General features: G+C 62.2%; 26 protein-coding genes and 3 tRNA genes. 11 read left to right on the top strand and 18 right to left on the bottom strand.

The features are described 5' to 3' along the window. Window positions 1-5: 5 nt before the first annotated feature. Together hemB and DB032_RS03785 are read left to right on the top strand one after the other, a co-directional pair. Window positions 6-1010 carry a porphobilinogen synthase gene (hemB, locus tag DB032_RS03780; RefSeq protein WP_107798311.1) on the top strand — a complete coding sequence of 335 codons (1005 nt, stop codon included), beginning with the start codon at window positions 6-8 and terminating at the stop codon, window positions 1008-1010. Between the two features lie 61 nt (window positions 1011-1071). Then, window positions 1072-1263, top strand: coding sequence for a hypothetical protein (locus DB032_RS03785; protein WP_107798312.1), 192 nt, complete (start codon window positions 1072-1074; stop codon window positions 1261-1263). On the opposite strand, the gene DB032_RS03790 is transcribed toward DB032_RS03785, so the two are convergent. The 3 genes from DB032_RS03790 to DB032_RS03795 form a co-directional block, all read right to left on the bottom strand. Next, on the bottom strand, window positions 1260-2039 hold the full coding sequence (locus DB032_RS03790) for a class III extradiol ring-cleavage dioxygenase (RefSeq protein WP_107798313.1): 780 nt from the start codon (window positions 2037-2039) through the stop codon (window positions 1260-1262). The genes DB032_RS03785 and DB032_RS03790 overlap by 4 nt on opposite strands. Window positions 2040-2186: 147 nt before the next feature. Next, a complete protein-coding gene (locus tag DB032_RS24055) occupies window positions 2187-2327 on the bottom strand; it encodes a hypothetical protein (protein WP_158274229.1) in 141 nt (46 codons plus the stop codon). Between the two features lie 516 nt (window positions 2328-2843). Beyond that, complete coding sequence (locus DB032_RS03795) at window positions 2844-3827, bottom strand: recombination-associated protein RdgC (RefSeq protein ID WP_107798314.1); 984 nt, start codon at window positions 3825-3827, stop codon at window positions 2844-2846. Between the two features lie 94 nt (window positions 3828-3921). Here DB032_RS03795 and DB032_RS03800 point away from each other — a divergent pair. From DB032_RS03800 to DB032_RS03815, 4 genes are all read left to right on the top strand, one after another. Next, window positions 3922-3998 (top strand) — tRNA-Pro (locus DB032_RS03800). Between the two features lie 81 nt (window positions 3999-4079). Then, window positions 4080-4156 (top strand) — tRNA-Pro (locus DB032_RS03805). A gap of 153 nt (window positions 4157-4309) precedes the next feature. Then, window positions 4310-4385, top strand: a tRNA-Thr gene (locus DB032_RS03810). Between the two features lie 337 nt (window positions 4386-4722). Next, on the top strand, window positions 4723-5478 hold the full coding sequence (locus tag DB032_RS03815; protein ID WP_107798315.1) for a class I SAM-dependent methyltransferase: 756 nt from the start codon (window positions 4723-4725) through the stop codon (window positions 5476-5478). Between the two features lie 87 nt (window positions 5479-5565). On the opposite strand, the gene DB032_RS03820 is transcribed toward DB032_RS03815, so the two are convergent. Genes DB032_RS03820 through tadA form a run of 3 tightly spaced genes read right to left on the bottom strand, consistent with a single transcriptional unit; the run spans window position 5566 to window position 7371 of the window. Continuing rightward, complete coding sequence (locus DB032_RS03820) at window positions 5566-5979, bottom strand: DUF2721 domain-containing protein (protein WP_019104308.1); 414 nt, start codon at window positions 5977-5979, stop codon at window positions 5566-5568. Then, window positions 5979-6632, bottom strand: coding sequence for a L,D-transpeptidase (locus tag DB032_RS03825; protein ID WP_199225806.1), 654 nt, complete (start codon window positions 6630-6632; stop codon window positions 5979-5981). Before DB032_RS03825 ends, DB032_RS03820 begins: the two co-directional genes overlap by 1 nt. Window positions 6633-6636: 4 nt before the next feature. After that, window positions 6637-7371, bottom strand: coding sequence for a tRNA adenosine(34) deaminase TadA (gene tadA / locus DB032_RS03830; RefSeq protein WP_107798316.1), 735 nt, complete (start codon window positions 7369-7371; stop codon window positions 6637-6639). Window positions 7372-7658: 287 nt separating this feature from the next. Between tadA and DB032_RS03835 the strand changes: the two genes are divergently transcribed. Further along, the gene (locus DB032_RS03835) at window positions 7659-8450 is read left to right on the top strand and encodes a hypothetical protein (RefSeq protein ID WP_107798317.1); all 792 of its coding nucleotides are present in this window, start codon (window positions 7659-7661) and stop codon (window positions 8448-8450) included. Here DB032_RS03835 and DB032_RS03840 read toward each other — a convergent pair whose 3' ends face one another. The 7 genes from DB032_RS03840 to smpB all read right to left on the bottom strand — a co-directional run bounded on the left by DB032_RS03840 (window position 8451) and on the right by smpB (window position 13603). Then, window positions 8451-8729 carry a hypothetical protein gene (locus DB032_RS03840; RefSeq protein WP_107798318.1) on the bottom strand — a complete coding sequence of 93 codons (279 nt, stop codon included), beginning with the start codon at window positions 8727-8729 and terminating at the stop codon, window positions 8451-8453. Continuing rightward, on the bottom strand, window positions 8726-9115 hold the full coding sequence (locus DB032_RS03845) for a phage holin family protein (protein ID WP_107798319.1): 390 nt from the start codon (window positions 9113-9115) through the stop codon (window positions 8726-8728). The genes DB032_RS03840 and DB032_RS03845 overlap by 4 nt, the downstream gene beginning before the upstream one ends. A gap of 3 nt (window positions 9116-9118) precedes the next feature. Then, entirely contained in the window at window positions 9119-9436 is a 318-nt protein-coding gene (locus tag DB032_RS03850) for a YqjD family protein (RefSeq protein WP_048415023.1), read from the bottom strand. Between the two features lie 136 nt (window positions 9437-9572). Continuing rightward, window positions 9573-10880 (bottom strand): MFS transporter, encoded by a 1308-nt coding sequence (locus DB032_RS03855; RefSeq protein ID WP_107798320.1) that lies wholly within the window; start codon window positions 10878-10880, stop codon window positions 9573-9575. 244 nt (window positions 10881-11124) lie between these two features. Further along, on the bottom strand, window positions 11125-12708 hold the full coding sequence (guaA, locus tag DB032_RS03860; RefSeq protein ID WP_107798321.1) for a glutamine-hydrolyzing GMP synthase: 1584 nt from the start codon (window positions 12706-12708) through the stop codon (window positions 11125-11127). Between the two features lie 86 nt (window positions 12709-12794). Next, window positions 12795-13148: a hypothetical protein gene (locus tag DB032_RS03865; RefSeq protein ID WP_107798322.1), complete on the bottom strand. Its 354-nt coding sequence runs from the start codon at window positions 13146-13148 to the stop codon at window positions 12795-12797. Then, window positions 13148-13603, bottom strand: a complete 456-nt coding sequence (gene smpB / locus DB032_RS03870) for an SsrA-binding protein SmpB (RefSeq protein WP_081546054.1) — start codon at window positions 13601-13603, stop codon at window positions 13148-13150. The genes DB032_RS03865 and smpB overlap by 1 nt, the downstream gene beginning before the upstream one ends. A 196-nt stretch (window positions 13604-13799) precedes the next feature. Between smpB and DB032_RS03875 the strand changes: the two genes are divergently transcribed. Together DB032_RS03875 and DB032_RS03880 are read left to right on the top strand one after the other, a co-directional pair. Continuing rightward, window positions 13800-14237 (top strand): type II toxin-antitoxin system RatA family toxin, encoded by a 438-nt coding sequence (locus DB032_RS03875; RefSeq protein ID WP_107798323.1) that lies wholly within the window; start codon window positions 13800-13802, stop codon window positions 14235-14237. Further along, complete coding sequence (locus DB032_RS03880) at window positions 14230-14538, top strand: RnfH family protein (RefSeq protein ID WP_107798324.1); 309 nt, start codon at window positions 14230-14232, stop codon at window positions 14536-14538. Before DB032_RS03875 ends, DB032_RS03880 begins: the two co-directional genes overlap by 8 nt. Before the next feature lie 172 nt (window positions 14539-14710). Here DB032_RS03880 and DB032_RS03885 read toward each other — a convergent pair whose 3' ends face one another. The 5 genes from DB032_RS03885 to DB032_RS03905 all read right to left on the bottom strand — a co-directional run bounded on the left by DB032_RS03885 (window position 14711) and on the right by DB032_RS03905 (window position 20751). After that, window positions 14711-16516 (bottom strand): GGDEF domain-containing protein, encoded by a 1806-nt coding sequence (locus tag DB032_RS03885; RefSeq protein WP_107798325.1) that lies wholly within the window; start codon window positions 16514-16516, stop codon window positions 14711-14713. Window positions 16517-16595: 79 nt separating this feature from the next. Continuing rightward, on the bottom strand, window positions 16596-16886 hold the full coding sequence (gene ftsB / locus DB032_RS03890; protein ID WP_019103546.1) for a cell division protein FtsB: 291 nt from the start codon (window positions 16884-16886) through the stop codon (window positions 16596-16598). A 4-nt stretch (window positions 16887-16890) separates the two neighbouring features. Then, window positions 16891-18174 (bottom strand): phosphopyruvate hydratase, encoded by a 1284-nt coding sequence (eno, locus tag DB032_RS03895; RefSeq protein ID WP_107798326.1) that lies wholly within the window; start codon window positions 18172-18174, stop codon window positions 16891-16893. An 82-nt stretch (window positions 18175-18256) separates the two neighbouring features. Continuing rightward, window positions 18257-19108 (bottom strand): 3-deoxy-8-phosphooctulonate synthase, encoded by an 852-nt coding sequence (gene kdsA / locus DB032_RS03900; RefSeq protein ID WP_107798327.1) that lies wholly within the window; start codon window positions 19106-19108, stop codon window positions 18257-18259. Continuing rightward, entirely contained in the window at window positions 19105-20751 is a 1647-nt protein-coding gene (locus DB032_RS03905) for a CTP synthase (RefSeq protein WP_107798328.1), read from the bottom strand. The genes kdsA and DB032_RS03905 overlap by 4 nt, the downstream gene beginning before the upstream one ends. A 291-nt stretch (window positions 20752-21042) precedes the next feature. Here DB032_RS03905 and rpmB point away from each other — a divergent pair, with 291 nt between their 5' ends. After that, on the top strand, window positions 21043-21276 hold the full coding sequence (gene rpmB, locus DB032_RS03910; RefSeq protein WP_011137003.1) for a 50S ribosomal protein L28: 234 nt from the start codon (window positions 21043-21045) through the stop codon (window positions 21274-21276). 36 nt (window positions 21277-21312) lie between these two features. Then, on the top strand, window positions 21313-21468 hold the full coding sequence (rpmG, locus tag DB032_RS03915) for a 50S ribosomal protein L33 (protein WP_017506994.1): 156 nt from the start codon (window positions 21313-21315) through the stop codon (window positions 21466-21468). Window positions 21469-21571: the final 103 nt, after the last annotated feature.

Here is a 21571-nt window from a genome sequence, read left to right on the forward strand (position 1 = left end):
TTGTCATGATTTTCGCCAATCGCTATTTTCCCGCCACCCGCATGCGCCGCATGCGCAAGGATGAATTCTCCCGCCGCCTGATGCGTGAAAACGTGCTGACCGCCAACGATCTGATCTATCCGGTATTCGTGATGGAAGGGCAGAATCGGGTGGTGGAAGTGCCGTCGATGCCGGGCGCGCCGCGCCAAACGCTGGACAAGCTGCTATACACCGCCGAACAGGCGCTGGAACTGGGTATCCCGATGCTGTCGCTGTTCCCGGTGATCGAATCGGGTAAGGACAATAGCGCGCAAGAGGCCTACAACCCCGAAGGCCTGGTGCCGACCGTGGTGCGCGAATTGAAGAAACGCTTCCCCGAGCTGGGCGTGATGACTGACGGCGCGCTGGACCCGTACACCATTCACGGCCAGGACGGGGTGATGGACGAGAGCGGCTATGTGCTCAACGACGAAACCACCGAAATCCTGATCAAGCAAGGCCTCTGTCATGCGGAGGCCGGCGTGGACATGTTCGGCCCGTCCGACATGATGGACGGACGCATCGGCGCGATCCGCGAGGCTTTCGAGGAGGAAGGCTTCATCCACACCAAGATTCTGGCGTATTCGGCCAAGTACGCGTCCGGCTTTTACGGCCCCTTCCGCGACGCTTTGGGTTCGTCCGGCAATCTGGGCAAGGCCGACAAGAACAACTACCAGATGGACCCGGCCAATCTGGACGAAGCGATCCAGGAAGTGGCGCAGGATCTGGAAGAGGGCGCCGACGCGGTGATGATCAAGCCGGGCATGCCCTATCTGGACGTGATCCGTCGAGTGAAAGACACGTTCCGGGTGCCGACCTTCGCCTATCAGGTGTCCGGCGAGTACGCGATGTTGAAGGCCGCCTTCCAGAACGGCTGGCTGAACGAGGAAAAGTGCATGCTGGAAAGCCTGATCGCGTTCAAGCGCGCCGGAGCGGACGGCATCCTGACCTATTTTGCGCTGGACGCGGCGCGTTTGCTGCGCCAACGCTGAGCGCAGGCGGACAAGCCATCGCGCCCCGGCTCAGGCCGGGGCGTTTTGCATGGGAGCGGACATGGATTTGATGCATTCCACCCTGTTCTGGATTCTCATCGCCGCCGCGCCGGCGGCGACGGCGCTGGGCATCCTGATCCGGCTGTCCCGGCGCGAGCCGCCGCCGGATCTGCCGCCCGGGGTCAAGCCCTTGGGCTGGGACGACGAAGACGAGGAAGACGACGACAAGGCGCCGCCGGCGGCGGGCGGCTAGTCAAAGCGCCAGCTGGCCATGGACAGATTGCCCATGCGCCAGTCGTCGTGCAGCTTGAGCGTGGGCGCGCCCGGGGTGCCGGCGCCCAGCGCCACCCACAGCGGGGCGATGTGTTCGTCGCTGGGATGGTTGTGGCGCGGATAGGGCGCTTGCTGCAGCCAGTCGGCCAGCGTGTCCCGGGCATCGTTCAGCAACTGCAGGTCCAGCCAATCGCGGAAGGCCAGCGCCCACGGCGCCGGCGCAGAGCCTTCCGGGGCCAGCGCGCGCAGATTGTGGGTGTAGCTGCCGGAGGCGATGATCAGGACGCCTTCGTCGCGCAGCGGGCGCAGCGCCTCGCCGATGCGCATCAGTTCAGCGGCCGGCGCCTGATGCGGCAGCGACAGATTGACGATGGGGATGTCCGCCTGCGGGTACATCAGCATCAGCGGCGTCCAGGCGCCGTGATCCAGTCCGCGTTGTTCGGTGCTCTGCGCCGGCAGTCCGGCGGCGGCGAACAATTCGTGCAGGCGCGCGCAGAGCTGCGCATCGGTGCGGGCCGGGTAATTCAACTGGTACAGGGCCTCGGGAAAGCCGTAGAAGTCGTGGAGGGTTTCCGGATTTGGCTTGTGGTTGACCACCAGGCCGCGGGTTTCCCAGTGCGCGGAAACGATGACGATGGCGCGCGGGCGCGGCAACTCCGTTCCCAGCTGGGCGATGAAATGGCGGCTTGGGCTGTCTTCCAGCACCAGGGTGGGGGCGCCGTGCGAGATGAACAGCGCAGGTAGGCGAGTAGTCATGGCTGAAGCTTTCATTCAAGTGATGGCTTCAGCTTAAGCCACGGCGATTCTCTGATAAACCGCAGTTTATTGGCTTTATTGTTTACTCGTTGGAAACAATTTGGCGATGCGGCGGCTCGTCTTGCAAAGGGACGGCCTACTCCGGTTTTAACTCAATCCGCCAAGCAGGATGGCACAGCCGGCAATGAAGATGAGGACGCCCATGATGCGCCGCCAGTTGCGCTTGCTCTGCCTGTCGCTCAATGGCTGCCGTTTCAACCTTCTCAGCTGTTGTCGATACATGGTCATTTGACGCTCCTATATTTGAATGATAATCATTCTTGTTTGAATGTCAAAATAAACGCTCGCGTAGGAGCGGCCGCTGTGGCGGAAGGCTTGAAACGGGGGCGTCGAAGCCGGGGGCCGGAGCGGAGGGGAAAGGCGGAATCCTTCGCTCCGTCAGGGGGCCGTAAGGCGGTATCAGGGCTTTGTTGGCCGCGCTATTGCAGCCAGGCGAAGCCGGCCCATACTTCCAGCCAGAGCGCTTGCCTGTCGAATGCTTTCATTGCGATCTCTCTTGCTAAGGTATGCGGAGTATCGCTCAAGGCTTTGTATTTGTTAAATTGATTGTTTTTGCTTGCTGCTTAGCTGATTGCTATGAGGCTTGCGAACGGAGCGATGAAGAGCCGCCCCCGCAAGCGTGAAGCGCTTGCGGGGGCGGGAAGGCTCGGCGAGTCGGTCCAAGTCTCGCTCGTCAGAGCGAGACAAGGCCTTGCGGTCAAAGAGTTGGGCGGCGCACGCTGCATGCGAGCATCGAACCCTCTCTTAGTCCCAGGGCACTTCCGCCGAGTTTTCGTCGACGACGGCGGGCTGCTTGTCCTGCGACGGGGCGACAGCCGCCGGGCTGGTCGCTTCTTCCAGGCCGCCCAGCGCGGCGACCAGCGCGTCCACCAGTTCGCCCAGTTCTTCGCTCATCAAGGTGAAGGTGGCTTCGAACAGGCTTTCGCGGTCATCGCCGGCCTGGCTGGCTTCGTCCTGCAGCAGGTCCAGGAACTGCAGCCGCTTCAGCTGCAGCATATCGGTCAGTTGGAAGCGGATCTTTTCCTGCCAGATCAGGCCAACCCGGGTCACTTGCTTGCCGGTGGCGATGTGCTGGCGGATCTCGTCCGCGGTCAGGTCGATGCGTGCGCAACGCACCACCGCGCCGTTTTCGCCGCTGTCCTTGAGCTCGCAATCGGAGTCCAGCTCAAAGCCGGCCGGCGCCTCGCCTGCCGCCAGCCAGTCCGTCATCGCGGTGTGCGGGGCGATCTTGGTGCGCGGCAGCGCGGCGGGGAAGGGCGGCAGCGCTTCGCGCAGCTTGGAGACCAGCGCCTCCGCCTTGCTGGCGGCTGCCGAGTCCACCATCAGCCAGCCGCGGCGGGTGTCCAGATAGGCGCTCATCCGGCTGCTGCGCACGAAGGCGCGCGGGAGCAGGTCGTCGGTGATCTGCTCTTTCAGGGCCAGCTTTTCCTTGCGGCCCACCTTGCGCAACTCCTTGTCTTCTATCTCGGCGACTTTCAAATCGACGAAGTCGCGGATCACCGAGGAGGGCAGCACTTTGTCCTCGCGGCGCAAAGACACCATCTGGCAGCCGCGCACGGCGTAGACCGGCGCCTCCAGGTGGCCGGCGGCGGGCACCCAGCCCTCGCTGAACCAGTCCAGTCCCATGCAATGCTGGAATGGACGCTTTTCCAGCGCGGCGGAAAGCTGTTCGTTGTTAGGGGCGTCGTCTTGATTCAAACGGTAAAAAGATAGTTGCCTAAACCACATATTTGTTCCATAATGCGCGTCCTCTGATGCCACAGATTGTACCGCAGCCAAGACAGCAGCGGGGTGGTTTTCGGACAAGCTTGAAGATGGTCGTCGGAGTGTAGCTTAGCCTGGTAGAGCGCTACGTTCGGGACGTAGAGGCCGGAGGTTCGAATCCTCTCACTCCGACCAGTCAATTAGAAAAAGCTTGTCAGAAAGCATCGGATGTAGTAAATTTCTGCTCCTCGGCGCTTGGCGCTGAAGGCAGTAAAACGGAGTGTAGCTTAGCCTGGTAGAGCGCTACGTTCGGGACGTAGAGGCCGGAGGTTCGAATCCTCTCACTCCGACCAGATTCAAAACCCTGAATTCAAGTATTTGAATTCAGGGTTTTTGCATTGGGGGCTTAAAGAATCAAGCCGGTTATTTGGAAATGGCCGACGCCCCTTTTCAAATCGCAGGAAACTGTTTATTATTACGCGCTCTGCTTCAGGGCGGAGTGATGTGCCGGTATAGCTCAGTTGGTAGAGCAGCGCATTCGTAATGCGAAGGTCGGGGGTTCGACTCCTCTTACCGGCACCACAATCCCGCTTTTAGAACAGCAATCAGCCCGCCATGCGGGCTTTTTTGCGTTTCCGGCGCGCCTCTTGCCGGTTTTCCCCCGTCCCGCCTATTTGATTCTCCTGGCCTCGCTTTGCCAATCCGGAGCCGGACGCCGTCGCGACGGCTGGCGATTGCCGATAGATTATGATATAAGCATTTTTGTGGCCAGGCACGATGGACAGAAGTCCGCCCGCATTGCGGGCGGCTTGAGAATGCGTCTGGGCTGAAATATATTGTGAACGTCTGTTATGACGAATGGACATGACGGTCTAGGCTGTCATCTAATGGAAAGCTACAGCAATTGTAGAGAGCGAACATGCTATCCAATTCCGTTGCTACTTTCAGCCTGTATTCGGATTTATACGCCCGGTTTCGTCCGGCGTATCCGGAGGCCTTGTATCAGTGGCTATTGCCGCAGTGCGCCGAATATGGGCGAGCCTGGGATTGCGCCACCGGCAACGGTCAGACCGCGGTGAGGTTGGGGGACAGTTTCGCGCGCGTGGACGCCACGGACATCAGCTCCGCGCAGCTGGGTCAGGCCGAGGCGCATAATCAGGTGTATTACCGCGAGTGTCCGGCCGAGGTCACGCCGTTCGACGACGCCGCCTTCGATCTGATCACGGTGTCGCAGGCTTTGCATTGGTTTCATTTCCCGTCGTTCTGGCCGGAGGTGGGACGGGTGCTCAAGCCGGGCGGCGTGTTCGCCGCCTGGGGTTATCATCTATGCAGGGTGTCCCCCGAAGTGGATCGCGCCGCGGCGATTTTGACGTCCATCATCGAACCGTTCTGGTCCAGCCGCTGCCAGATACTGTGGGACGGCTACAGCACGGCGGGTTGCCCGCTGCCTGTGCTGGAAACGCCGGATCTGGCGATTGATTGCGATTGGACGCTGGAGCAATATCTGGGCTTTCTCAACACGCTGTCCGCCAGCAAGCTGTGCAAACAGACCCTGGGCGAGCATGTGCTGGACGATGCCTCCAGCCGCATCGCCCGCGCCTGGGGCGATGGCGATCAGGTGTGCCGGGTCAGCATGCCGCTGAGCCTGCTGGTGGCGCGGCGCCCGGCGTCTTAGAACAGGTTTTAAGACCGATTCCGCGCCATCTGCCGGCGCAAGCAATCCAGCACCGCCCGCCGCGCGTAGCCGGCGGCGGGCCGGCTTTCAGCGCCGCTTGTCGTATTCCGCTTGCAGATCGGACAGCAGGATGTTGAGCGCGTCGGACGAACGCAGCAGTTCGATCAGCGACACCGCCAGCGAGCAGATCATGCACAGCAGGCTGATGCCGAAAGTCAGCTCCCCCCAAGCCTGCCAGCCGGTATAAACCTGAAACATCGCCACCGTGCATAGAAACAGGCTGGCGATGCCCAGGCATTGCATCCATTTGATCAAGGTGATGCGGGTGCGCAGATTGCCGATCTGGCGGAGGATCTTGGGATCCTGGCTATCGCGGTATTCCTCGTACAGATTGCGAATGATGCCGGCCAGGCCGAGAAAACGGTTGGTATAGGCCAGCAACAGCAGGGAAATGGCGGGAAACAGCAGGGCGGGCGTGGTCAGGGTCAGCGCGGAGTGCATCAGGCGTTCTCATCAATCAGGACATCAATGCCGTTGTCGGTGGCGTCGAATAGTTCGATTACGTCCGGGTTCTTCATGCGGACGCAGCCGAGGGAGGTGGGGGTGCCCCAGGGCACGTGGTCCCCGGCACCGTGGATGTAAATGGCTCGATTATAACTGTCTACTTCGCCGCCTTGGTTCTTTCCCGGCTCTTCGCCGCACAGCCACAGAATGCGGGTGAGGATCCAGTCCTTGTTCGGGTACTGGATGTGCAGTTCCGGCGTGTACTTCCAGGGCGTCACTTTACGGCGGAAAATAATGGTGTTGGCTTCCACGCCGGCGCCGATGCGCTCGCAGACCCGGTGCCAGCCGCGCGGGGTCTGGTAGCTGCCGCTGACTTCTCCCACGCCCTTGCGCGCGGTGGACACCTGATATTCGCGTTGCAACAGCCCCCAGCCGTCGTAACGGCGCAGGGTCTGGCTGCGCACGCCGACCAGAATCCAGGGTGCGCCGTAATGGCGCGGATTGGGAGAGGTGTCCAGCAAGGGCGCGGCGGCCTGCTGCTGAACCGCGAAAGCCGCCGCCGCCAATGGGTCCATCGCCAGCGCGTCGTCTTCCGCGTCGCCGGCGAAGGCGGACGCGCTCAAGGACAGGGCGAGCATCAGTCGCAGCATGGCATCAGCCTTTCCGACGGGTTTGGAAAAACGCCGTCAACGGTTGCGCGCAGGCGTCCGCCTGTTGCTGGCCGAACACCGCGGCGTGGTGATTGAGGCGGCTGTCGGCGAAAACGTCCAGCACGCTGCCGGCGGCCCCGGTCTTGGCGTCGGGCGCGCCGTAAATCACGCGGGCGATGCGGGCGTGCATGATGGCGCCGCTGCACATCAGACAGGGTTCCAGCGTCACGTACAGATCGCAGCCGTCCAGGCGGTAATTGCCCAGCAGGCCGGCGGCGTCGCGCAGGGCCATGATCTCGGCGTGGGCGCTGGGGTCGCGTCGGCCTATAGGTTGATTGTAGCCGCGTCCTATCACTTCGCCTTGCCGGACGACGACGGCGCCCACCGGAATCTCTCCCTCCGAACCGGCCTGGGCGGCCAGCTCCAGGGCCAGCGCCAGATGACGGGCGATCTCGGCCTCGGGCGGCGGGGCGGCCACGGGCGGATGCGCGGCCAATTGCCGCAGCAAGGCGTCTTTGGCTTCGGCGCCGAGTTGGTTCCAATGAATGCCGCGGCAGGCGGCCTCCAGCGCGAACAACAGCTTTCGGGTGGCGGTGCGTCCGCGGCTTTTCAATTGCAAAAAAGCCAGGACCGGGCCGCGTTGCCTCAGGGCGTCGGCGTCTACAATGCCGATTTCGGCGAGCCAGGCGATGGCCGCGGGCGGCAAGGGGGGCGAGGCCAGCTGAGCGCGGCTCGCCATGGTTTCAGCGGGTGGGACGGGTTTGTCTTGCATGATGTCGATTTTAGCGTAAAGAAATCCCCTGCACGGCCGATAGAATGTCATAACCATAGGTTTTTTCTTATATGCCCGTGATAAAGCCCTATTCCGTCTCCTATGCGCTGTCCCAATCCAAGCCGCCGGCCGGTCGCGCCGCGCCAGCGGCTTCAGCTGCGTCCGCCGAGTCCGCAACGGCCCAGACCGCCGCTCCAACGGCTTCCTTGCAGGCTGGTCCGGCGCAACAAGCGCGTCAGCAGTTGCAATCCTCCTTGCAGCAAAGCTTGGGCAAGTTCATGCAGCAATTGAAGGTGACCTTGCGGCCCTTGCCCAAGCGTTCGCCCGAAGTGGACGGCATGCAGAAGGAGATGCTGAAAAAGAAGGTGGATATGTTGCTGCAGATGGCGCAGATGGCGGGCCGGGACAAGGCCAGCCTGAAAGCGCTGGCGGCGGAGCTGGCGCGCGCGGTCAAGGAGCTCAAGCAGCTGGTGGCCAGCATGACGCAGAACGCCGCCGATTCGATGATGCCGATCAGCGTAGGCGGCGACGCGGCGGCGGCGGCAAGCGCGGCGGCTTCGCGCGAGGCTGCGCCGGAGTCGACCGGCGGCGGCGGAGACGTTTCCGGCGCCGCCGCCCAGGCGCAGATTGAAGCCAAGGCGCAAACCGCCGAGGACGAAACGCGGCAGACAAAGGATGGGGAAGGCGATGTGTCGGCCGCCGGCGCGCGTGGCGACGCGGCCGCGGCCAATGGCGACAAAAGCGCGGGAGCGGCCGCGCGCGACGACGGCGCAACGCAGCGCGCCGGCGGGGGCAATCCGGTGGCGGGCGACCGGGTGATCCAGGACATCATGATGAAGTTGAAGCAGCTGCAAAACTGGCTCAAGCAGCAGACGCGTCAACTGCAGGCCGATCAAGAGCTCAGGAAAATGATGAAGGAGATGGACAAGGACATGGCCGGCATCGAGAAGATGTTGGCGACCGGGGAAGTGTCGGAGAACGGGGAGATGGACGTCCAGGTCCACCTTGAGGCGGAAGCCGGCGGGGGCGTGAACGTCCAGGCTTGATCAGCGGCGCAGCCAGCGGCGTCCCAGCTGCCACAGCGCCCAAAGCCGCGCGCCGGTGCCCAGCCAGGATTGCAACCTTCCGCCCGGCGGCAGCAGGCTGCCGAGCACGGCCAGAATCTTGCCGAGCCCGCGGTGCCGGCCCCAGGCTTTCAGGCCTTCTCCAGCGGCGCCGAGAGGATGGCGGCGCAGGGTGTCCAGCTCCAGGCGCAGCTTGACCCTGAGCGCTTCGCCCTTCATCACCAGCAATTGTTTCTTGATGGCGCGGTCTCTCGGGTTCACGGCGCGTCTCCGCCGCCCAAGGCCGCCCAGTCCTTGCGCACTTCTTCCAATGTGGTGGCGAAGGCCGGTCCTTGCTCGCGCAGCCGTCGACGCAGACGGAAGGCCAGCCAGGCGCCCGCGCCGCAGAACAGCAGCGCGCAGGCGGCAAGCGCCCAGGCGCGCAGAGTCGGCGGAGTCAGCGTCCAGACCAGCAGCAGGCCCGCCATCAGGCCCACGGCGATCAGAATCAGCGCCAGCATGCCGGTGAACAGGCTGCCGATGATGTCGTCTTTCAGTTCCTGAGCTTCAAGCGACAGCAGTTCCGCCCGGGTCAGCAGCAAGGAAGCCACCCCGCCGGCGAAGGAGCGCAGGCTGCCGGGGCGGGGCGGAGATTGGCGTTGCGGCATGCCTTAGCGGCGGGAAACCAGCATGCCCAGCAGGAAGGCGACGCCGGCGGCGATGCCGATGGATTTCCACGGGTTTTCATGCACGTATTGATCGGTCGCTTTGGCGGCGACCTTGGCCTTGCCGACCACCACTTGCTCGGCGTCCAGCAACTTGGCCTTGGCGAGCTTCAGCTTTTCGTTGACGCGCTGGCGGATTTCCTTGCTTTTCTGGCTGCCGTCGTCCAGCGAGGCGTCGATCAGCTCTTCGGTGCTGACCAGAACCTGGCGCACGTCATCCAGTAATTGTTCTTTTTCCTTGGCGATTGCAGCGGCATTGGACATAAAGATCTCCTGGTGAAAATGAATGGGAATTCCGCGAAGGCACGACTCTCGCGGTGCAGCAATCAAGCTGGCTACCATGAACCTATCAGGCTGGGCCAATGACGTCAAACACTGGATTTGACCGCTTTCGCTTGCGTCAAATCCGGCCGTAGGCGACGTTTTCCCACTGCGGAAGCCGTGGCGCGCGGAAACGGCTGGCCGCGTACAAGCCCACGCCGCCCATGGCCAGGCTGAACAGGGCCGAGATCCAGGGGCTCCAGGGCGTGGCGGCGATCAGCAGCAGCGGCGCGGCGCTGGCCCACAGCGAATAAGCGATGTTGTAGGTGACGGCGATGCCGGAGACGCGGATGTCGGCGGGAAACAGACTGATCATCGCCGAGGGCACCACGCCGACGATGCCGCAGCACAGACCGGCGACGGCGTAGGCGAGGCCGGGCCAGCGCCAGCCGCCGATCAGGCTGGCGTAGAGCAGGCCCACGCCCACGGGCAACAACAGGCTGTAGAGGATCAGGCTGCGCAACGGGCCGACGCGGTCGGTGACGCGGCCGGCGATCACGCAGCCTATGTTGAGGAAGACGATGCCGAGGCTGCCCAGGGCGAAGGCGTCCTTGGCCGGCCAGGCGAAGTGCTGCTGCAGCAAGGTGGGGGTGACCACCACCGGAATCACCACGGCCGAAGTCAGCACGCAGGTCAGCAGCGCCGCCGGCAGCAGGGTGCTCCGGTGCGCGCGCAGCACTTCCAGCAGCGGGTAGGCGCGCTCCTGTCGCTGAGAGCGCAGGGACAGGAATACCGGCGTTTCATTCAGCCAGCGGCGCAGCCAGACGCCGAACAGGCCGAGCGGGCCGCCGAGCAGGAACGGAATCCGCCAGGCGTAGTCCTGCATTTGCTGAGGGCTGAAGACTTCGGCCAGCAGGGTGGCGGTCAGCGCGCCCAGCAGATAGCCCATGGTCAGGCCGGCTTGCAACAGGCCCAGCGCGTAGCCGCGATGGCGCGCCGGCGCGTGTTCGGCGACAAAGGTCCAGGCGCTGGGTACCTCGCCGCCCACCGCCGCGCCTTGCAGCAGCCGCAGGCACAGCAGCAGCAGCGGCGCCAGATAGCCGATCTGGGCGTAAGTGGGCAGCAGGCCGATCAGCAGACAGGGGCCGGCCATCATCAGCATGCTGAGGCTGAACATGCGCTTGCGGCCCAGGCGATCGGCGAAGTGGGCCATCAGGATGCCGCCCAGCGGGCGAGCCAGGTAGCCGGTGGCGAAGATGCCGAAGGTTTGCAGCAGGCGCAGCCATTCCGGCATCTGCGGCGGGAAGAACAATTGGCTGAGCGTGGCGGCGAAGAAGGCGAAGACGATGAAGTCGTAGATTTCGAGCGCGCCGCCCAGCGCGGCCAGTCCCAGGGTGCGGTAGTCGGAGCGTGAAAGTGCGGCGGCGGGCGTGGCGATGGCGTTCATGACGGTTTGGGTGACGGTGGCGCGAAGGAGGGGCTGGAGTCGGATTCAATGCGCGCCGGCAAGGGCTGGACGCAGGGCTGGAATCTGCTTAAGGCAATGCGAATATGGCGGTATGGCAAACATGCCGCCAGTTTAGCGCGTGTCGGGAAATGTTGCGATAGTCAATTGCATTTTAACGGCATAAATTGCGCCGGGCGCGGACAAGAAAAAACCCCGGCGTTTGCCGGGGTTGAGAGGAGGGCGCTTATTCCCACTCGATGGTGGCCGGCGGCTTGCCGGACACGTCGTACACCACGCGGTTGATGCCCTTGACCTCGTTGATGATGCGGTTGGACGCGCGGCCCAGCAGGCTGTACGGCAGCTCCGCCCAGTGAGCGGTCATGAAGTCGCTGGTGACCACGGCGCGCAGCGCGACGACGTAGTCGTAAGTGCGGCCGTCGCCCATCACGCCCACCGATTTCACCGGCAGGAACACGGCGAAGGCCTGGCTGGTCAGTTCGTACCAGTTCTTGCCGCTCTTCTCGTCCACGGTGTTGCGCAGTTCTTCGATGAAGATGGCGTCGGCCTGGCGCAGCAGATCGGCGTACTCTTTCTTCACTTCGCCCAGGATGCGCACGCCCAGGCCCGGGCCCGGGAAGGGGTGGCGGTAGACCATGTCGTGCGGCAGACCGAGCGCGACGCCCAATTGGCGCACTTCGTCCTTGAACAGCTCGCGCAGCGGCTCCAGCAGCTTGAGGTTCATGTCTTCCGGCAGGCCGCCCACATTGTGGTGGCTCTTGATGGTGTGGGCCTTCTTGGTCTTGGCGCCGGCGGATTCGATCACGTCCGGGTAGATGGTGCCCTGGGCCAGCCATTTGGCGTTGCTGAGCTTGCCGGATTCGCGGTCGAACACCTCGATGAATTCCGCGCCGATGATCTTGCGCTTCTTCTCCGGGTCGCTCTCGCCGGCGAGCTTGCTCATGAAGTCGGCTTCTGCCTGCACGTGAACCACTTTCACGCCCAGGTTCTGCGCGAACATTTCCATCACCATCTTGCCTTCGTTCAGGCGCAGCAGGCCGTGATCGACGAAGACGCAGGTCAGTTGCGGGCCGATGGCGCGGTGGATCAGCGCGGCGGCCACCGAGGAGTCCACGCCGCCGGACAGACCGAGGATGACTTCTTCGTCGCCCACTTGCTCGCGGATCTTCTTCACCGCTTCGTCGATGTAGTTGGGCATGGTCCAGCTGGGTTTGCAGCCGGCCACGTGCAGCACGAAGCGATGGATCATTTCCGTGCCGCGCTTGGTGTGGGTCACTTCCGGATGGAACTGCACGCCGTAGAGGCCGCGGCTCTCGTCGGCCATGGCCGCGATCGGGCAGGACGGGGTTTCGGCGATGACGTTGAAGCCCGGCGGCAGGCCGGTGACCTTGTCGCCATGGCTCATCCAGACGTCGAGGAAGCCGTTGCCGGCGTCGTCCACCTGGTCTTGCAGGCCTTCCAGCAGTTTGGAGTGATGGCGGGCCTTGATCTGGGCGTAGCCGAACTCGCGCTTGTCGCCGGCTTCCACTTTGCCGCCGAAGGTCTGGGCCATGAACTGCATGCCGTAGCAGATGCCCAGCACCGGAACGCCGAGTTCGAACAGCGCCGGATCGGCCTGGTAGTCGGATTCGTACACCGAGTTGGGGCCGCCGGAGAGGATGATGGCTTTGGGCGCGAAGGCGCGGATTTCTTCCAGCGGCATGTCAAACGAATGAAGCTCACAGTAAACGTGAGCTTCGCGTACGCGGCGGGCAATCAGTTGGGTGACCTGAGAGCCGAAATCGAGAATGAGGACTTTGTCCATGCCTATCCTTCAGGAAATGTTGTGGGCCGTGCGGCCGTGATGATTGAGATAGTGTCGCAGGCGGCTGGGCGCACGGCGGCGCGGGCCTGCTTTCATTGTTCGCCGTCCCGAGACGGCAGCCGGAATCTGCGGCTGCGCTCCGGCACGTGTTCGCTGCGGGCCAGCAGCATCAGCAGTCCGGCGAGGATCATGCCGAAGGACAGCAGATGGCTGGGGCGCAGGCCTACCGCGTCGTAGAGGTAGATGGCGCCGCCGGCGTAGATCAGCAGCGGGCTGGTGACCAGGGTGGATTTGTTGAAGCCGTCCACGACGAAGAGCAAAACGCCCGCGGCGGCCAGCAACAGAGAGAGCAAGGTGGCGGTGTTGGGCAGCAGGGAGGTGCTTTTCAGGAACCAGACCGATCCCAGGCAAATGAGCACGATGGGCAGGGCCGCGCTGCGGTTCATCAGGCGGCTCCACGCTGGTTTTTCATGAAGCGCTGTTTTTCGCGCTGCCATTCGCGGTCTTTTTCGGTGTCGCGCTTGTCGTGCAGCTTCTTGCCCTTGGCCAGCCCCACTTCGACCTTGATGTTGCCGCGGGTGTAGTGCAGGTCCAGCGCCATCATGGTGTAGCCGGCGCGTTCCACCTTGCCGATGAAGCGGTTGATCTGCTCTTGCGACAGCAGCAGTTTGCGCGGGCGCACCGGGTCGGCCTTGACGTGGGTGGAAGCGGATTGCAGCGGCGTGATGTGGCAGCCGATCAGCCAGAAAGCGCCGTTTTTCCAGTCCACGTAGCTTTCCTTCAACTGGACGCGGCCGGCGCGGATGGCCTTGACTTCCCAACCTTCCAGCACGAGCCCGGCTTCGAGCTTTTCCTCGATGAAGTAGTCGTGGAAGGCCTTGCGGTTCTGGATGATGCTCATGTCGGCTATCGGAGTAATCTGTGGAATGAATCCTCCATTGTACCAGAAGCCGGCGGCTTGCCAAAGCCATGAAAATACAGCGCTTTGACGGGAGGCGGGGTGGGGCGCGCCGGATTTTGTTAAACTTGAGGTTTTTACCGATGCTGACGATTCCCGTGGCAAAGACGGGACAGCGGTGACGATAAGCGAGCAATGGATGCAGGTGGTTGAAAAAAGCGTGTTGGTGGCGCATACGCCGGCGCAGATGTTTGCGCTGGTGGACGATATCGAGCATTACAGCCGGTTCCTGCCCTGGTGCGGCAAGGCCGAGGTGTTGTCGCGCGAGGGCGATCAGGTGGTGGCCAGCCTGCATATCGATTACCTGAAGGTGAAGCAGCACTTCACCACCCGCAACACCAATCAAGCGGACGAGGCCATCCTGATGGAACTGGTGGACGGGCCGTTCGAGCATTTGGAAGGGCGCTGGCACTTCAAGCCCTTGGGCGAGATTGGCTGCAAAGTGGAGTTCCGCCTCAGCTACCAGTTTTCCAGCAAGATTTTGGAGATGATCATCGGGCCGGTGTTCGGCCATATTTCCGGCACCCTGGTGGACGCCTTCATCAAGGAAGCCGACAAGGTGTACGGCGATGACTGAGCTGATGCAGGTGGAAGTGGTGTTGGCCTTGCCCGAGCGTCAGGAGCTGGTGGTCTTGCAGGTGGCGGCGGGAACGACCGCGCGCCAGGCGGCGGAGTTGTCGGGCTTGCTGGCGCGCTTCCCGCAATTGGAGGCGGAGAACCTGAAGCTGGGCGTCTTCGGCAAGGCGGTCAAGGACGACGCGCCGTTGCGCGAGCACGATAGGGTGGAGATTTACCGGCCCTTGATCGCGGACCCCAAGACGGTGAGGCGGCAGCGCGCCGAGGCGGGGAAGCAGATGAAAAAAGGCGGCGGGCACTAGCCGCCGCCGAGAGGATGTCTAAGAACCTGTTTACGATCTACTACGCGTCGGCGATACGGCGTTGAAAATCACTTCGAAATGCTCATGTACCGTGTGTACACTCCGCTTTCTCAGCGGTTTTCGCCTTGTCTCACCTTAGCTCGCGAGATCGTAAACACGTTCTAAACGCGGTTTATAGCTGCGGCGCCATCAGCGACGGCGGCTGCTCCTCCGCCGAGTGCACGCGGTTCTTGCCGTTGAGCTTGGCTTGGTACATGGCCTGGTCGGCGCGCTCCAGCACGTCGGCCTCTTGCTCGCCCAAATGCCATTTGGCCACGCCGGCGCTGAAGGTGATCAGCAGGCGGTCGTTGTTGGCCAGGAAGAAGGTTTTAGTCAGTTCGCGCTGCAGCCGCTGCACGGTGGCGACGGCTTCGTCTTCCGGCGTGTCCGGCATCAGGATCACGAACTCCTCGCCGCCGAAGCGGGCGACGATGTCGGCCGGACGCAGGCTGTGCTTGATGGTGTCCACCAGGTATTTCAGCGCGTCGTCGCCGGCCAGGTGGCCGTATTTATCGTTCAGCTGCTTGAAGTTGTCCACGTCGAGCAGGGCGACGGACAGCGGCGCGCCGGTGCGCTCGGCGCGACTGATTTCGCGCTGGAAATGTTCGGCCAGGCCGCGGCGGTTGAAGGCTCCGGTCAACTGGTCTTCGCGCACCTTGGCGCTGGCGGCCTCCAGCGCGCCTTCCAGTTCGGCGATTCTTTGTTCGGCGGCTTCCACCTGTTCCTTGGCGGACAGCAGTTCGTCGCGGGAGCGGGTCAGGTCCAGTTGCATCAGCGAGGTGTCTTCCATCAGGGAGCCGATGATGCTGCCCAGTTCCTCTACGTTCTGCGACTGTTTGATGCGGGTGCTGTGGTCCTTGATCTTGTTCTGGAAGTCGTCGGTGCTGTCCGTCATCATCGCCAGACGCGAGATGAAACGGTCCAGCAAGGAGCGCAGCGAGCTGGCCGCCTCGTCCAGCGAGGTTTTCAATTGGCCTTGCTTGCGGATCACGTCCTTGAGGCTGGACTCCATCTGATAGACCTGCTGCATGGACAGCGGCTCGTGGCTGAGGATGTCCTGCAGCGAGTGCACCTGGCCCACCAGATAGGTGTCCGAGTGATTGAGCTCGGCGATGTTTTCCAGCAGCAGGCGCAGCAGATTGGTCATCGCCGACACCAGGCGGTCGTCCTGCTGCGATTGCAGTTCCAGCTTGATCATGAACGCCCGCAGCTTGGGCATGTAGGCGTTGAGCGCGGCGTCGTCGGCCACTTGATTCAGTTCGCCCAGCAGCGCTTCCAGCGCGTCCACCAATTCCGGATAGTTGATCAGCCGCGGTTCCAGGCCGTGCTTGAGCGCGAAGCTCAGCGTGCGCTGCCAGGCAAGCCAGCTGTCGCTGGGGACGTCGGCGTCGTCGTCGGGGCTGCTTGCGGGAGCGGAGGCATCGGGGAGGGCGGCGCCGTTGCCGTTGGACGACGGCGCGGACTGGGTCCAGTTCTGGATCAGCGTGGCCAGCTTCTGGTTCAATTCGTCGGGCTGGTTGCCGTAATTGATCAGCACCCGTTCCAGCGTGGATTGCTTGTGGTGCTGAGGCATATTGGGCAAGCGCAGGTCCCAATTGCGGATCAGGTTCTGGATCAGCGTGCCCCAGCTGTGCTGCTGTTGGCTGGCGCTGAGCGAGGCGCGCAAAAAGTCTATGATCAGTTGCGGGGCTTGTTCCCAGCGGTTTTCGTCGCAGACTTGTTTCAGGCGGGTGAGCGTGACTTTGGCCTGCACGCTTTCTTGAGGCAGCGTTTCTAATGCGCGCAGCAACAGCACCGCAAGCTTGTTGTCGCGGTCGACCGGCGTTTGCGTCAGCTCGTGATAAACCCGCTCAAAGTTTTCCGGTGTCGGCAACAGCTTGCGCACCGTCAGCTGTTTGAGCGTTTCTCGTGCGACTTCGATGGGGTTTTGTGTTGTCATTGCCCAAACCTTGGACTTTTTTAGACCGGACGTCATTCTTGTTGTCTGTTCAGCTCTACAGTGCGGTCCGGGCGGATATTTAGCGAGGCGTTGGCTTCACCGGATCCAGCAATTGGAAAAATACTTCACCATTCCGAATCATGCCAAGTTCATTGCGGGCTCTCTCCTCAATGGCGTCCGTCCCCTGTTTCAAATCTCGCACTTCCGCGTCCAGCGCGGCGTTGCGGGCCACCAGCTTTTGGGTGGTCGCCCGCTGTTCCTGTAGTTGCTTGTCCAGCTGCCAGACTCTGAGCCAGCTACCTTTGCCAAACCACAACGGCCATTGCAGGGCCAGTATTACTGTCACCAGAGTCAGGGTCAGCCAGCGCATACGATTACTTCAGGTGGTAAAAGGCAGCTTTGCCCGGATAGTAGGCAGCGTCGCCCAGCTCTTCTTCGATGCGCAGCAACTGATTGTATTTAGCCATGCGGTCGGAGCGGGACAGCGAGCCGGTCTTGATCTGCATGCAGTTGGTGGCAACGGCCAGATCCGCGATGGTGCTGTCTTCGGTTTCGCCGGAGCGATGACTCATAACGCTGGTATAGCGGGAACGCTTGGCGAGATCAACCGCTTTCAGCGTTTCCGACAGCGTGCCGATCTGATTGACCTTGACCAGCAGCGAGTTGGCGAGGCCGCCTTCGATGCCCTTGGCCAGGATCTTGGGGTTGGTGACGAACAGATCGTCGCCGACGATCTGCACGCGGGCGCCCAGGCGTTCGGTCAGCAGTTTCCAGCCGTCCCAGTCGTGCTCGCTCATGCCGTCCTCGATGGAGAGGATGGGGTAGTGGTTGACCAGGGTTTCCAGGTAGTCGGTGAACTGTTCGGAAGTGAGCTGCAGGCCTTCGGCGGTCAGATGGTATTTGCCGTCCTTGTAGAACTCGGAGGAGGCGCAGTCCAGCGCCAGCATCACGTCCTGGCCGGCGACATAGCCGGCGGCGTCGATGGCTTCCAGAATCAGCTTGATCGCGTCTTCGTGGCTGTTCAGATTGGGCGCGAAGCCGCCTTCGTCGCCCACGGTGGTGGCGTAGCCTTTCTGGTCGCAGATTTTCTTCAGGCTGTGGAAGATTTCCGCGCCGCAGCGCAGCGCTTCGCGGAAGGTTTGCGCGCCCACCGGCATGATCATGAACTCCTGGATGTCCAGGGTGTTGTTGGCGTGCGCGCCGCCGTTGATCACGTTCATCATTGGCACCGGCAGGGCCATCGGGCCGGCGCCGCCCAGATAGCGGTACAGCGGCAGGCCGGCGTCTTCGGCGGCGGCGCGGGCCACGGCCATGGACACGGCCAAGAGCGCGTTGGCGCCGAGGCGGGATTTGGTTTCGGTGCCGTCCAGCTCGATCAGGGTCTTGTCGATGAAGGCCTGGTCGCTGGCGTCGAGGCCGATGATGGCTTCGCAGATTTCGGTGTTGATGTTTTCCACCGCCTTCAACACGCCCTTGCCCAGGTAGCGGCTTTTATCGCCGTCGCGCAGTTCCAGCGCTTCTTTTTCGCCGGTGGAGGCGCCGCTGGGCACCGCGGCGCGGCCCATGACGCCGGACTCCAGCAATACGTCTGCTTCCACGGTCGGATTGCCGCGCGAATCCAGAATCTCACGAGCTACCACATCGATGATCGAACTCATTTACATTTCCTTCAAAGGCTGGTTGTGTTCGGGCGGAGGGCAAGCAACCGGCCGGAGCCGGTTGCGATCTGCGCCTGCCGGTTTACAGGGTGTGTTCCGGCCAGGGATTGTGCTTGACCAAGTCGTCCAGCGCCTTGAGCGTGGTCAGCAGTTCCTTCATGCGCGGCAAAGGCCAGGCGTTGGGGCCGTCTGACATTGCGCAGGCCGGGTTCGGATGGGTTTCCATGAAGATGCCGGCGATGCCGGAAGCCACCGCGGCGCGCGCCAGCACCGGCACGAATTCGCGCTGGCCGCCGGAGGAGGTGCCTTGGCCGCCGGGCAGCTGCACCGAGTGAGTGGCGTCGTAGACCACCGGGCACTGGGTGTCGCGCATGATCATCAGCGAACGCATGTCGGACACAAGGTTGTTGTAGCCGAAGGAGACGCCGCGTTCGCAGGCCATGAAGCTGTCCGGTTCGAGGTTGGCTTCCTGCGCGGCGGCGCGGGCCTTGTCGATGACGTTCTTCATGTCGCCCGGGGCCAGGAACTGGCCCTTCTTGATGTTCACCGGCTTGCCGCATTGGGCGACGGCGCGGATGAAGTCGGTCTGGCGGCACAGGAAAGCCGGCGTTTGCAGCACGTCGACCACGCTGGCCACTTGCACGATTTCGTTCTCGCTGTGCACGTCGGTCAACACCGGCACGCCGATCTGGCGTTTTACTTCCGAGAGGATGCGCAGGCCTTCATCGATGCCGAAGCCGCGGAAGGAGGAACCGGAGGAGCGGTTGGCCTTGTCGTAGCTCGATTTGTAGATGAAGTTGATGCCCAGCTCGGCGGTGATCTCCTTGAGCTGGCCGGCGGTGTCCAGCGCCATCTGTTCGCTCTCGATCACGCAGGGGCCTGCGATCAGGAACAGCGGCTGGTTGAGGCCGACTTCGAATCCACACAGTTTCATGCCTTGGGTCCTTGCTTGTCCGCTTGGTATTGCAGCGCCGCTTTCACGTAGGAGATGAACAGCGGATGGCCGTCGCGCGGAGTCGAGGTGAATTCCGGGTGGAACTGGCAGGCGAAGAACCAGCGGTGATTGGCCAGTTCTATGGTTTCGACCAGCTTCTCATGACCGGCGGAGCGGCCGCTGATGGCCAGGCCGGCCTGTTCCAGACGCGGAATGTAGTAGTTGTTGACTTCGTAGCGGTGGCGATGACGCTCTACGATCTCGCCGGCGCCGTATATTTTCGCCGCCAGAGAGCCCGGCTCCAGATCGCACTGCTGGCCGCCCAGGCGCATGGTGCCGCCCAGATTGGAGTTTTCGTCGCGCTTTTCCACCTTGCCGTCGTGGTTGACCCACTCGTCGATCAAGGCCACCACCGGGAAGTTGGTGTCGAGGTCGAATTCGGTGGAGTTGGCGCCGGCCATGCCGGCCACGTCGCGAGCGTATTCGATCAGCGCGATTTGCATGCCCAGGCAGATGCCCATATAGGGGATGTCGTTCTCGCGAGCGAACTTGACCGCCTTGATCTTGCCTTCCACGCCGCGCTTGCCGAAGCCGCCCGGCACCAGGATGGCGTCCATGTCCTTCAGGGAGTCGGCGCCGTCGCGCTCGATTTCCTCGGAGTCCACGTAGATGATGTTGACGTTGGTGCGGGTATGGATGCCGGCGTGCTTCAGCGCTTCGGTCAGCGACTTGTAGGACTCGGTCAGATCGACGTATTTGCCGACCATGGCGATGTTGATGCTGTGGTCCGGGTGCTCGATCGCGTCGATGATGCGGCCCCACACCGACAGATCCGCCTTGGGCAGGTCCAGTTGCAGTTGCTCGGCGATGATGTCGTCGATGCCCTGGTTGTGGAGCATGGCCGGCACTTTGTAGATGGAGTCGGAGTCGTAACAGCCGATGACGGCGTTTTCTTCCACATTGCAGAACAGCGCGATCTTGCGCTTTTCGTCTTCCGGCAGTTCGCGGTCCATCCGGCACAGCAGCACGTCCGGCTGAATGCCGATCTCGCGCAGTTCTTTCACCGAGTGCTGGGTCGGCTTGGTCTTGATCTCGCCGGCGGTGGCGATGTAGGGCACGTAGGACAGGTGCACGTACAGGGTGTTCTTGCGGCCCAGGTTGGAGCGCATCTGGCGGATGGCTTCCAGGAAGGGCAGCGATTCGATGTCGCCCACGGTGCCGCCGATCTCGACGATGGCGACGTCGGCGTCGGCCGCGCCTTCATGCATCTTCAGCTTGATTTCGTCGGTGATGTGCGGGATCACTTGCACGGTGCCGCCCAGATAGTCGCCGCGGCGCTCCTTGGTGATCACGGACTCGTACACCTGGCCGGTGGTGAAGTTGTTGCTTTTCTTCATCTTCGCGTGGATGAAGCGCTCGTAGTGGCCCAGATCGAGGTCGGTTTCCGCGCCGTCTTCGGTGACGAACACCTCGCCGTGCTGGAACGGGCTCATGGTGCCCGGATCAACGTTGATGTAGGGATCGAGCTTCAGCATGGTGACTTTCAGCCCGCGAGACTCGAGGATGGCGGCGATGGACGCAGCGGCAATGCCCTTACCCAGGGAGGACACCACACCGCCGGTTACGAAGATGTACTTGGTCATGAGATTACGGCTCTATGGGAATCCGGGATTCTACCCTGAAATCGTTGCGATTTGAATCGCTTCGAACCATGTTGTTGCAAGTCGCGCCGCCGTCCCCGAGCGCGGCCGGCCAGACGTGTTTCGCCGCTTGGCAAAGAAGTGCTCGCATCTCTGTGGCGAATACGGTACAATTGCCGCCGACTGTTTCATACACGATCGCGCCCATGCTGCAAAAGGGTGCGTTTTCTGCTTGAGTGTCTGGCTTTGTCTATGATATAAAGCCAGCTTTTACCGGTTTTGGGAGTGTTCAACATGGCGCGTGTTTGCAAAGTCACCGGCAAGCGTCCGATGACCGGGAACAATGTTTCCCACGCCAACAATAAGACTAAACGTCGTTTTCTGCCTAACCTGCAATATCGCAAGTTCTGGGTTGAGAGCGAAAACCGCTGGGTGCGTCTGCGCGTATCCAACGCGGCACTGCGTACCATCGACAAAGTTGGCATCGATGTAGTGCTGGCTGATCTGCGCGCTCGCGGCGAGATCTGATTGCGGTCAACCAGAAAGCTACTGAGGTAATAACACATGCGCGATAAAATCAAGCTTGAGTCCACTGCTGGCACCGGCCACTTCTACACGACTACGAAGAACAAGCGTACGATGCCGGAAAAAATGGAGATCAAAAAATTTGATCCCGTTGCTCGCAAACACGTTCTGTACAAAGAAACCAAGCTGAAATAAGCCGGTTTCCGCGGGAACGCGAAAGCAAAGAGCCCTTCTCTGGTGCACGGAGAAGGGTTTTTTTCTTTATGGTTTGGCACTAAAAAACCCCGCCAAGCATGCT

Origin of the sequence: Chromobacterium sp. Panama, from assembly GCF_003052555.1 — a bacterium.
GTDB lineage: Bacteria > Pseudomonadota > Gammaproteobacteria > Burkholderiales > Chromobacteriaceae > Chromobacterium.